General features: G+C 46.3%; 5 protein-coding genes and 2 pseudogenes. 1 reads left to right on the top strand and 6 read right to left on the bottom strand.

Going from position 1 to position 12,482, the window contains the following annotated elements; all coding sequences use genetic code 11:
* Positions 1–144: 144 nt before the first annotated feature.
* Positions 145–261: pseudogene (locus PSM36_RS17855) on the top strand (NrtR DNA-binding winged helix domain-containing protein); the annotation flags it as partial.
* Between the two features lie 184 nt (positions 262–445).
* Here PSM36_RS17855 and PSM36_RS04505 read toward each other — a convergent pair.
* From PSM36_RS04505 to PSM36_RS04530, 6 genes and pseudogenes are all read right to left on the bottom strand, one after another.
* Positions 446–1,780, bottom strand: coding sequence for a rhamnogalacturonidase (locus PSM36_RS04505; RefSeq protein WP_083710926.1), 1,335 nt, complete (start codon positions 1,778–1,780; stop codon positions 446–448).
* 45 nt (positions 1,781–1,825) lie between these two features.
* Positions 1,826–3,517 carry a glycoside hydrolase family 28 protein gene (locus tag PSM36_RS04510; protein WP_076929238.1) on the bottom strand — a complete coding sequence of 564 codons (1,692 nt, stop codon included), beginning with the start codon at positions 3,515–3,517 and terminating at the stop codon, positions 1,826–1,828.
* Positions 3,518–3,540: 23 nt separating this feature from the next.
* Complete coding sequence (locus PSM36_RS04515) at positions 3,541–5,367, bottom strand: rhamnogalacturonan lyase family protein (RefSeq protein ID WP_076929240.1); 1,827 nt, start codon at positions 5,365–5,367, stop codon at positions 3,541–3,543.
* An 11-nt stretch (positions 5,368–5,378) separates the two neighbouring features.
* Positions 5,379–6,461 (bottom strand): annotated as a pseudogene (locus PSM36_RS04520) (glycoside hydrolase family 88/105 protein); the annotation flags it as partial.
* A 171-nt stretch (positions 6,462–6,632) separates the two neighbouring features.
* A complete protein-coding gene (locus PSM36_RS04525) occupies positions 6,633–10,241 on the bottom strand; it encodes a DUF4450 domain-containing protein (protein WP_076929244.1) in 3,609 nt (1,202 codons plus the stop codon).
* A 111-nt stretch (positions 10,242–10,352) separates the two neighbouring features.
* A complete protein-coding gene (locus tag PSM36_RS04530; protein WP_076932043.1) occupies positions 10,353–12,479 on the bottom strand; it encodes a hypothetical protein in 2,127 nt (708 codons plus the stop codon).
* Between the last annotated feature and the right edge of the window lie 3 nt (positions 12,480–12,482).

The raw sequence follows: 12,482 nt of genomic DNA on the forward strand, positions 1-12,482 counted from the left end.
TACTTATATTCCCAAAAGACCACTCTGTATATTGAGCAGATAATAAATGTTAAACATATGTATAATTCGTTCTTATTATGCATTGATAGACCTTGAATTCTTCGTCGAAGATTGTGTAAAATACACAACGCTCGCTGGGAGGAACTGGATAAATGCAATTTTCGCAAAAGGATACTGGAAATGGATATACTCGAAAAACAGGGTGACAAAGATAAATCAACTCCTAAACGCGGAGCCTTCTATTATAAATTCAACAAATAGAAATACAATCAGTGGCTCCAAAAAGGATACTATTTCTCTTTGTGAAACGGGTATGAGGCTTTATGCTATATAGAAAGAATAATTTTCATAACAACATTATAAAACGATATTATCAACATTGAAAATGTCATTTATATGATCGCCGAATATGATCTGGACTTTATAGTTTCCGGTCAGTGACTGATTATGATGGCGACAGATAGGTAAATTTGTATTCTTTACTGTTTATTCGTACATTCTTTACTGTAAAATTTGTAATGTGATCTGTGTAAATATCCGGTGTTTTTGTCTGGATATTCAGATTCTCGAACGTAAAATCAGACAGGATATACTGGTCTGATTTGCTTACGTCGAAAAATATGTCGCAATTCAGCGTGATATTGCGCATGGTTATATTACTACCGTAAGAAAGTGGCATTTCTTTTTGTCCCTGCAGATCAAAAAACTGAGCCCAGGGTTTGATATATAAGAAACGGGATGCGTTTCCCGTAATATCTTCAACCAGGATATATTCATAGTTTTGAGGAGTGTCGGGGCGCATTTTCAACCAGAGAAGGCGTTGAGCCCGATTGATTTTGCAACGGCGGAAGATGATGTTGCGATTGTGTATCGACTCGCTTCCGCATGTGAGCGCACTATGGCAGAACCCAAACGTACAGTCTTCAATAATGATATTCCGGTTTCCTCCGTTCGTTTCATCTTTGTCGGCCAACGGTCCTTTTCCACCTTTCAAAGCGACCGCATCATCATTTACCGACATATAGCAATCTTTAATATGAATATAAGTGCAGGCATCGATATCCACCGCATCGGTGCTTGGCGCCTTGACCGGTTTTTCGGGGGAAAATATGTATAAATCCAGTAACTTCACTTTTTCGCATTTATACAGATGGGTTGTCCAGAAAGGAGAGTTGGTCAGCCTCACTCCCGAAAGCTGCACGTTTTTGCAATTGGATATATATACAAGACGGGGTCTAAGTTCTTCTATATTCGTACATTGGGGATTAACTTGTCTTCGGAGCCAAAACGATTTCCAGTAACGTAATCCGTTCCCGTCAATCGTTCCTTTACCGGAGATGGTAAAGCCGTCTAATCCGTCGGCGTTGACCAGTGCAGCAAAGTAGTTAATACTTTGTCCTTCGATCCGGGTGGGTAGGATGGGGAAATCACTGATATCATCACTTCCTTTTAATACTGCATCTTGGTCTAAATACAAATGAGTTTTCGGTTTGAAAAAGAGCGCACCGCTCAAAAAAACACCTTTGGGAATGAGTACTACTCCCCCGCCGTTTTGATGGGCCTGATCAATAACCGACTGGATTGCTTCCGTCTGTAATAGTGTACTGTCATTCACCACACCATAATCTGTAATCCGGTAATGCTTTCCCAAAGTATTGATATCAATAATTTCATTTTGGTTGAACCAATCCGGAATGGGTGTACCGTCGGGGAATACGTTATTTCCCAAAAACGGCAAACTCAGCATAATGCAAAATAATGATAGATATACTCGTTTCATATAATTAAGAGTGAAAAATGAAAAATTAAGAATTAAGAGTGAAATTTATTCGAATTTTACCGCATTGTCCGGCAGGTTGTTTCCCAGCACCAATTGATCTTTGTTGTATCCGGATGGAATCACAATATCTTCGGTTCGGTCTCCACCAATTTCAAAAATCGTTTTTATCGAGTGATCGGTATCCAGACCATGTATCGTTACATTTTTGACATTGCCCATTGTCAGTACCGGACCTTCTTCCGGATAGATGGCAACATTTTTCAATGTTATATTTTTTGATTCCATCAATTCGGCGCCTATTTTCGAATGGATAATGACATTTTCCACCTGGATATTTTCGATATTCTGTTCCGGCAAACCATAAAAATACATTGCCCGGCGGGCATTTCTACAAGTGACCCGGTCAATATATATATCCCGGAAACAAGGGGTTGTTTCGTCTACCGGAGGGAATATTTCTTCCTCCACGATATCATCTCCGTCTGCGAGTGATTCTACCGCCGATTTACCACCGTAATACAGATTAAACAGTATCGGCTCGGTAGTGATATCGAACATACTGATATTCGAGATATGAATGTTTTCGACAGTGCCGCCACGACCTCTGTTACTTTTGAAGCGAAGGCCTACATCTGTGCCCAGGAACTGGCAATTGGATACATATACGTTCTTTACCCCTCCCGACATTTCACTGCCGACCACGAATCCGCCGTGGCCCTTGAAAACCGTGCAATTATAGACGATCAGGTTTTCCGTCGGACGGTTCCGGTTTCTGCCGTCTTCGTCTTTCCCCGATTTGATACATATACCGTCATCACCCACGTCGAACGTGCTATTGACGACAATCGTATTCCTGCACGATTCCAGATCGAGTCCGTCCCCGTTTTGTGCGTAGGAGGGATTGCGCACCTGTACCCCGTCGATGATCACATTTTCACACATCAGCGGATGGAGGTTCCAGGCCGGTGAATTTTGAAATATCACCCCTTGGAGGAATACGTTCGTACAATTTTGGAGACTGATCATTACGGGACGAAGGAAATCCCTTACCGTTGCCCATTCTTCATCTGTTTTCAGATGTAGTGGCACATTCATGTCACTGATGGTGTCACCATGCAGGTATTGTGTCGATGGCATCCAATAGGTATCCCGTTTAAATGCTCCCCCTTGTGAGGTAGCCCTTTTCCAGTAACTTTCCGTCACTTTCTCTTTTTTCAGCGGACGCCAGTAATGGCCGTTACCGTCGATTGCCCCGTCTCCCGTGATGGCGATATTCTCCAGGTTTTTTCCCCAGATGGGCGATTGACAACGACGCGTATCCAGTCCTTCGAATGAAGTTTCCACCAAGGGATAGAGATCTTTATCCGCTGAGAACAATATGATCGCCCTCTCTTTTAAATGGAGGTTGATATTGCTTTGCAGGACAATAGGGCCTGTAAACCATACGCCGGCAGGGATAATCAGCCGGCCTCCCCCTTTTTGGGAAAGATGTTCGATGGCTTTTGCAAACGCATCGGTGTTTATAAATGTACCGTCTCCCTTTCCCCCGAATTCGGTAATACAGACATCGTAATCCGGGAAGGATGGTGGCGTCAGTACCGGCATATCAAAAGGCAGATTCTCGTACAGGTAGTCATAGTTATATGACGATTGTGTAGTGTTATTTGTACATGAAGAAATTCCAAAGCCTATCAATAGGATAAGGCTAAATTGTCTTAACAGATTATTTTTGGACATCAATGATTATTTTTAGTGTCTGTTTAAAAAATATATGAGGGTACAGGTGCTTGCGGATATCCCTGGGACCGTTGCAATACATAGCTTCTGTAAAGCGCATCCTGCATTAAAGCCATTTTCTTGTCTTTGGCCGGAATATTGGTGTGATAGATACGTATCTCACCCGGTAAAGCGGTAATAACCTCTTCCCGCCAGTCACCGAAAAGGTCGGCGATCATAATAATATTCCCGTGGATATTATTTGCTACAGTTTCGCCTTTCCAGTACCCTATTGTCTGTTCTCTGCCGCCCGAAAAAGAACTGGCGCCCCAGCGGTTGTCGCTACCGAAGAACGTCTGCCGGATATTTCCGGAATCCCACCAGATCCAGTTTCTGCAGGGAGGGACATCCTCGTTTGATGCCAGCCTTTCCCCTTTGGCACTCAACATGTATTGATCGGTAGAGCCTCCTTTCTTGTCTTCGCTGGCGAAACACTCCATTCCGGGGCGTTCTGGGTCTATATCTGCGACCATCCCGTCGCCTACATGATAGGTCTTATGGCCGATTCCCCAGATCCGTTCCCCTGTCCGGGCATCCAACAAACATACGCCGTACCCGTTGTCATGCCAGGGTTCCAGCGCTAAAAACACTTCCATTCCCGGACGATCGGGATCTATATCTGTCAGGTAAGCTTTATCGGAATGTCCTAATCCTGAAGACCAGAGCAATGAGCCATTGTCGTCGAGCATGCATGAACCTAACAGGATTTCATCCCGTCCGTCGTTATCCACATCGGCGCACACCATATTATGTGCTCCCTGGCTCCGGACAACAGGATTTTCTTCGTCTCCGTCCCAGCGCCACATCCTGGTGAGTTTTCCGTCATGGAACTGCCAGGCATCTACTACCATTAATTTGTATGTGCCGCGGGCAGCCAGTATAGAAGGTGTTTTCCCATCCAGATAGGCCATCCCTATCTGATTACGGTTTTGGCGATTCATGTTCCCGTATCGTTCGTTCCGTTCGGGCCAATCGACCCGGGCTAACTCTTCTCCGGTCATCCCGTCTAACACAGAGAGGTACTCACTTCCACCACAGATCCGCCCGTTTTCATCTTTCACAAAATCATCACCGGCTGTTTTCAGGGCAACCTCCGCTTTCCCGTCGCCATCCAAGTCGTACACAATAAAAGGAGAATACCACACTCCGGGTTCTATGCCGTGACCCAGGTCTTTTGTCCAGAGATAGGTTCCGTCACGGAGATAGGCTTCTATTTTGTAGGTGGTTCCGTCGTTCGGATTGGGCACGCCGGGATCCACATTGCTGTTCGGATGCCGGATAATATAGTCGTATTCACCGTCACCGTTCAGGTCGCCCACAGCTACCATTCCTGCAGTCACCTGCTCTTTCAGCCTGATGCTTTTGTAGTTGGTCGTTTGTAACCCGGCAGCATCGACGGCGATCTTTTCCGATACGGTCTTGTTTTTCCCTTCGACCGTTTCCACCCAATAGGTCGATTGACCTGAAACCGGTTGGTTGTCTGTAAAACCGGTAGTTGTAAGGATCGGTCTCCTGTTTAATTTCTGGGTTTTCCCGTTCACACTGCGATACACATTGAAGGCTACCTTGTCACTGTCGGACTTCAATAACCGCCAGCTAAGATGGATCTGTTTTTCATCCGATGTCTTTGCTGCAACCAGTCCCCTGTTGAACTGTTCTTCCACCCGTTCCTCTGTGTATTCCTCTACTAAAGGTTTGGGAGTATGTTGCGGTTCCAGAATTTCGTAATAATAGGACCGTTCCCGGGGATCCTGTCCATAGAGGACAACGGAGAGAAGTAGTAAAAATGCAAATAGACCGTAGTTCTTCATGACTGCATTATTTATTTTTTGAGTTCAAGACATCCCATAATAAAAGGGCCTGTTGCTTTGGAATCGTTATCACGGATCTTTTCGCTGATATAATATTCAAAACTTCCGTCACGGTAAGGATTTCCACCCAATCCACCGACAGAGCAACATTGCGTCAGGGTGAGGGTTCCGTCTTCATTTTTTACAATAAGCTCTTTCTTCAGGCCGTCATACGCCTTTTCTGCAATCCGGCGGTACTTCTGATCGATATATCCTTTATTTACGGCTTTTGCATAGGAATACATGAACATGGAAGAGACAGATGCTTCCAGATAGTTGCCCGGTTTATCTCCTTTATCCAGTACCTGGTACCAAAGGCCGGTTTTATCCTGGTATGCAGGAAGAGATTCGGCCAGTCCGCGGATCATTCCGATCAATTCCGGTCGCTGGGGATGATCGGCCGGAATGAAATCCAACACATCCACCAGGGCCATGAACCACCATCCTATGCTCCGTCCCCAGAAATTGGGAGACTGCCCCGTCTCTTTATTTGCCCACTGTTGCTTTTTACTTTCATCCCAGGCATGATAGTACAATCCGGTTTTTTCGTCATAAGTGTGTTTCGCACATACTAAAAACTGATTGATTACATCCTCGATTAGTTCCGGTTGGTTGAATGTGACTGCATATTCAGCCAGAAAGGGGGAACCCATGTATAACCCGTCAAGCCATATCTGGTAGGGATAGATCAGTTTATGCCAGAAAGCACCTTCTAAGGTCCGGGGATGGAGTTTCATCTGGTTGACCAACCGGTCCATCGCCAGTTTATACTTCTCATTGCCCGTCTCGCGATATACATCAAACAGTACCTTTCCCGAGTTGATATAGTCGATGTTGTAAGTTTCCACTTTGTAGAGGTGGATCTCTCCATTATCGTTGATAATGGTATCTGCCCATTGAATCACATAATCGAGGTATTTCCGGTCGTGGGTCTCTTTCCACACCTTGAGCATGGCCAGGCATCCCACTCCCTGTGCATATCCGAAATACAACCGTTTTCCGTGATCGAGCTGCCATGCCTGTGGCGCACGTTTCATTTCCGAGTCGGCAAACCATATCCCGGTCTTTTGCGCCAGTGTTGCCTGAGAAAAACATACTATTGCTAAACTGATTACGAGGACAATTTTCTGTTTCATATATTTTAATTTTAGAACCAAGAGTCAAGAATAAAGACACAATTCAATTATTCACTTGAGTACTGCTCTTTTATCAGGGTTGTATTTATATTATCTGACCAGGGTGATTGCCATCATCCCTATCACCACTTCGTTCGCAATGGATTTTATTTCTATACTTTCCAATTCTTTGTTTTCATCCAGTGGGATATCCAGGATTACACCGGCACCACCCTCTATAGACCGGCCGTATACTTCGTCGGGATCTACTTCGTCTTCAAAGGTACGGCTTACTTTTCCTGTCTTTAGTGCTACCCTGTAAGGACGGGGAAATTTCGACTGAAATGCATGGCCGTCAATATAGAAATCCTGTTCGATAGGCATCCATGTTTCCGGATTCACCAACTTTAATACTGATACCGAACCGTCTTTATAGGTGACGGTCACTGCGCCGTTGGTCACATGGCACTGCATATGATTGGTCGATCCTGCCATCATCAGGTAGGCGTGGGATGATTTACCTGTCAGGGGGATAGTTGCCTGAGTCGGATAATTGTCCCATAAAGTGGTGAAAAGAATGTTGTTTGAGTGGTCGGAAGGAGTTCTGAACGGAATACCGAAAGGAGTTTGAAAAATCATCTCCTTACTCGATTTCCTCAATCCCGAGTCATCTATCTCCGCTGTCAGGGTAGGGTGGCACCATTCTCCAATTCCCTGTTTGGGAATCTGCAGAGTAGTGTAGGGTGAACGTGGCGTCAGGTACTCATTTTTGAAGATCTGCGAAACAGAAGCATTGAGATGCTTGTCTATGTTTACCGTTTCGTAGTGTATATTCCTGTTCTTCAGGTTCCAGTTAATCAGTTCCGCACGCAGGATAGTAATCCCTTTGCTGACAAGTTCCACGACATTTGTCCCGAATCTTGCATCCTGTTCTGTGACTTGTATTTGTGAAGAAGTTTGATAGGCCGGAATCATCTTGTTTCGTGCTATCACCTTACCGTTTACCTGTATGTCGGTGGTAATGGCTTTGTCTGTATTGTTCCTGACTACAAAGCGCAATCGGGTATCTTCCGGGTCGTATTCGATCTGCAGAGGTTCGGTAATATGGATGGAGACAGTTTGCCACCATTCCATACTCCCCTGCCGTACCTTTGTAAAAAGGGTACGATGGCCCGGTTCGCCCTCAATTCTTCCCGCCAGGGTTTTTCCTGAAGTTCTCAACGCTTCCAGCGCTGTTTGAGGATCATACACCTCCTCTATCGTCTGATTGCATCCGATCTCTATTTGTTGTTTCCGGTAAGCCGATATTTTGATCGGATCATTTTGTATCTGATCCCCGTTCCATTCTATTGTAATGGTATAGTTGGCGGATGGTGGGCAGTCGATCCGTATCATTGGATTGTTCACCGACTCTTCGATACACCAATCCGATTTTTCATTGTTTACCAGTATATTTTTGATTCTGCTATAGGGTGCTTTTACCAGAAGGCTGAGAGCCAACCTCTTTTTAAATGATGATTTGATCGTATAGGTATCGGTTTTATTTTCTCTTTTGAAGTCGAAATTAATATCGGGGGTTTGTATGGACGCAAACTGCCAGTCCGAAGGAAATCCGGGACGGATGACCAGTTTATCGTTCATCGCATCGGGCAGGATACCGTACAGTCCCTGCACTAACACCCGCGAATAGACTCCTACCGGATCACCGAAATCGCGATAACATTCGCCTCTGGCGGCATCATAAAAACTGACCTGGCCTATGTTCCCGGGACTTGTCCCCAGGTACATGCCATCGAGAATATTGCTTTTGAACAACCGGTATGCCTCTTCATGCCTTCCTGCCTGCCAGTATGCCAGGCTTGTGTGCCCCACTTCCGCGAATGCCACATTATTGATCGACCAGGAGTAGGGTAACCAGTTTGTGGTGGATATTGTATAATAAGTATCATCTTCCAGTCCTTTGGCTTTTACCGGGATGTGAGGAATTTGGGTGTCGATATAACGGGTTGCCTCATACGCCTGGAATGGTGTGTGGATATCCGAATCAATCGCATGGTAAACAGTCCATATCCCTGCATTGGGATGTATCATTTTGTTTCCCATCACATCTTTGTATTCGGCCCACCAACCCTGCCGGGGCAGCCACAACACCGAATTGATCGCATTCAGTATTTTGTCAGCTTCTCTCTCATAAGGAGCAGGATCTTCACCTATCTTTTTTGCGATCTCTGCCGCCATTTTATTTGCCCTGTAATTATAGGCAGATGAGAAAGTAACACCGCCACTGTTGTATTGCAGTGCATCGCTGGCCCAGATGCAGGCATACGAATCATATAAACCGTCGTCGTCAGGATCGAAGTTTCTTTTCTCCCAGGCTAAATGGCGCTGTAACACGGGCCACATTTGCTGCACATAATCCATATCGCCTGTCCAGTTAAAATGCCACAGAAGTTCGTCGATATAAACGAGGTTCATATTGTAGTGGTGCATCTGGGATGGATTCCGTGGGTTACGGCAGATGTACCCGTTGCTGTACATTTGTGTACCCCATCTCTTTTCTGCTCTGGCCAGATTCAATTCCTGATCCTGTGCCGGATGCGGGATCACCGGCTCAACATTGGTAACCTGCGAAGCGGCATAACCATCAAAATGCTTTCTGGCCCTGTCGTGCCAACCGATAGCATTACCCACGTAAGCAGCCCGCCATCCGTTTAACGGCATGCGCCAGCCCACGGCGCCATGCTGCCATACTTCGGTCGCATCATCCCAGATCCCATCCGCTGCGATACTTAAAACCCCGCCTAAGGTGTTGAAATAGGGATCGGGAGTGTGTATTTTTACGGTCGCTGCTATTTCCTGTCGTTTAAACTCGGCATCGTTAAAAACAGATGCCAGCATGTCGGATGATAATTTCCTGTTATCTTGTGCCTTTATGGCTATATATGTTCCTTCCCTGTACAAGTCGGATTTCGCCACAAGTATCGGTTTATCGTCGGTTATACTTGATCGTGTTATCGCAGAGACACTGTTCATCGCATAGGGAGAACCCAATTTCAGTTCAGTGCCTTTTGAAAAGAAACCTGTCGTTGTTCTCGGGCCGTTCTTCGTATTGGCTCCGTAAATCAGGGAAAAAGAATCATCCTGAATGTCGAACAGGTTGCCGGTACAGTCGCCGGCTTTCAGGGAAAAAGCGTCCGGATCGTCGACTCCCAGGTCACCGTTCCGGAAAAAACCCCTGTTGCTTGCCCCACCGAAGATAGTCACCAATTTACAATCTTCAGGAATATTTATCGATTCTACTTTCAGAATGATCCCTTCGGCATCGGCCATCGCCAAAGCCGTAATGATCAGTTCGCCCGAACCGAGCAGCGGATCTTTAATTTCATAGATCCGGCTACCTGCCCTGTACCTCGATTTTATCTGTTTTGCATCATTCAGCCACAAATCCCCGCTTTCCGACAGAATACCCAGTTGGATATTTCCTCCCATACCGGGCATAAACAATCCGAACTCGGGGACATCTCCTGTTTCTACCCTGAAAGCGGTATTGGTGCCGTAAAGGGCCCTGTTGAACCGTTTATCTCCATTCAGGATCACGAAATCTTCCCCTTCAGGCATATATCTTAGTTCCCGTTCTTTGCCGTGCCAATATCCTGTAGGATGGGCCGGCAGGGAGACGTTGAGAGAGATGAGAAGAAAAAAAGATAGGACCAGGCGCATACATTAAAAGTGAAGAATTAAGAGTGAAAAATTAAGAATGAAGAAGTTAGAAATAAAAACTAAAAATTAAGAGCCAAGAACCAAGACACAAGATTCAAGACAGATAATTTGTTACGGCATGGGTACCAGATCTTCCCATACCACATTCCATTTGCCGTTTTTAGGGAATCCGGGGTTAGGAGTCTCGTTTCCATCCCATCCGGCGCACATCATGGCTACGGCAGTAAGCAAGCCGCCATTGCCAGGAAGATAAACGCGGAGACGGGAATCCTGATAGTTGTGCCCGTTGACCAGATAGGTGTTGGTGCGTTTGTCCATCAAGAGTGCTCCCACAGCCTTTTCCGGATCACCCAGGCGGGCAGCGCTCATTGCGGTCATCGGATAATCCCATCCCCAGGTTTTTCCCCAGTTCCAGTTATCCCAGATCCAATCCAGGGTGTTTTGCATATAATCGGGGCGGACCAGTTTGCATTGAGGCATCATGCCTAGTGCTCCCAATACCGCAGGATGATCGGAAGTAAAGCGAATATCCTTATAGGTATCTGTTGCATCTTCCGATGCCAGGTATAAACCATCCAGATATGCCAGGGGCGAGAGCTTATCGATCAATTCGTCCCATTGCGGTTTACGTTTTTGTCCCGCACGCTCGCGCCATTGCTGGGCCACTGACATGGCATAATGCCAGTAGGACAATTCAAATGGCGGATTGATGGTTTCCGAAGCACGCAATGTTTCCTGTGCGGGAATAATGCCTTTGAGGACATAACGGCCTTCCAGTTCGTCGTAGGTGGCAAAGGAAGCCATAAACTCTGCCGTTTCTTCCACTAAGAACCCATATTTTTCCAGCACCTCTGCTGTAGGATTGCTGCGATAGATCAGCTCTGCCATATAGATAAAGTGCGGTTGCTGCCAGATCAGGAAAGAACCTACCTTTGAGGGTGCTTCCGTACCGGAGGGATCGGTCATCTTCATCCAGCGTGCCCCTTTGAAACCCTGCCGTTCGGCGATTGACTTTGCCACCGGATAGGCGGTCGCGTACCAGTCCATACTTCTCTCCAGCAAATCGGCCCGGTTCCATAGCGCGAAATGTACCGCATGCCACCAATGCATCTCCAGATGGAACTTCCCGAACCAACTGTTATAGGTCAATCCGGTTTCCTGGGGGGGATACATCCCTGCCGATTGAATGGCCATCAGGTGTTGGGAAAGAATGACACGGCGTTCCAGTTCGCTGGCCCGTTCATCCGTACAACCGGAAAAATCGATTGCCCCCCCTCTTTGCCAGAATGATTGCCAGTAGCGGGACGATGCCTCAAAAACCTGTTGAGAAGTTTGACCGGATCCTTCCGGCGCTTTATCCAGAAACTCACAGGTAAATGAGAATTGGTCGTTCACCGGACTCAGGACAAAATAATGGGCTTCTTTTTCAGACAAGGAAGCCCCTCCTTCATAAGTAACCGACATATAGTACACGGTTGTGTCCAGTGTCCTTTTCAGCACGAAAGAATGGTCGTCCTGCAGGATCACCTCCGTAGAGTGTTTTTGCGGAACGCTCCAGTCCGTAGCATCATCTGCATGGTTACCAGTGGGATAAGGAAAGCGGAAGTTGACTTTCATCTGTCCCTTTCCGATCAGGGCTGAATTCAGACTGACCGATAACTGGTCATAGTCGGGATGAACGGATGTGCTGGCTGACACGGAGTCGCCCCCCACTTCATACCGGCTAATGATGGTTCCGTTCCACAGATCAAGTGTCTGGCAGATATTTCCAATCTCTTCGGCCTTTATTTTATCGCCTGTCGGACTGGTCAACTCCAGCCCTACATAACCCAGGTGCAACCGATGCGGGTTTATCCGGTAATAATTGGCCGCATCCTGTTGCCTTCCCGGTTCATTGAACTGGACGGCATAAGGCTCTTCTTTACCCCTGAAATTATAGTTTTTCAGTGTTTCTTCCGGTTTGAAATTTTCGGGATTTGGAAAACTGTGCCACCCCCACTGTGATTGAGTACCCAGGGGAACCCCGGCAGAATAGAGTTCAGGAAAGGTTTGTAGCCCTGTTGCATCGACTGTGTAGGCAAAATTACCGTTCCCTGCCGAAAGGGATGATAGTTCTTCGAATTCAGTGACCTTCGGGTTATTTCTTTCGACCAAAGCTTGCCGGTCGATTTTTGCCGGTTTCTCCGTTCCGCAGGCGATCAATAATCCTGTCAGACACGCAAAAGTCCATTTTTTCATTTT

Origin of the sequence: Proteiniphilum saccharofermentans (assembly GCF_900095135.1) — a bacterium.
Lineage (GTDB): Bacteria > Bacteroidota > Bacteroidia > Bacteroidales > Dysgonomonadaceae > Proteiniphilum > Proteiniphilum saccharofermentans.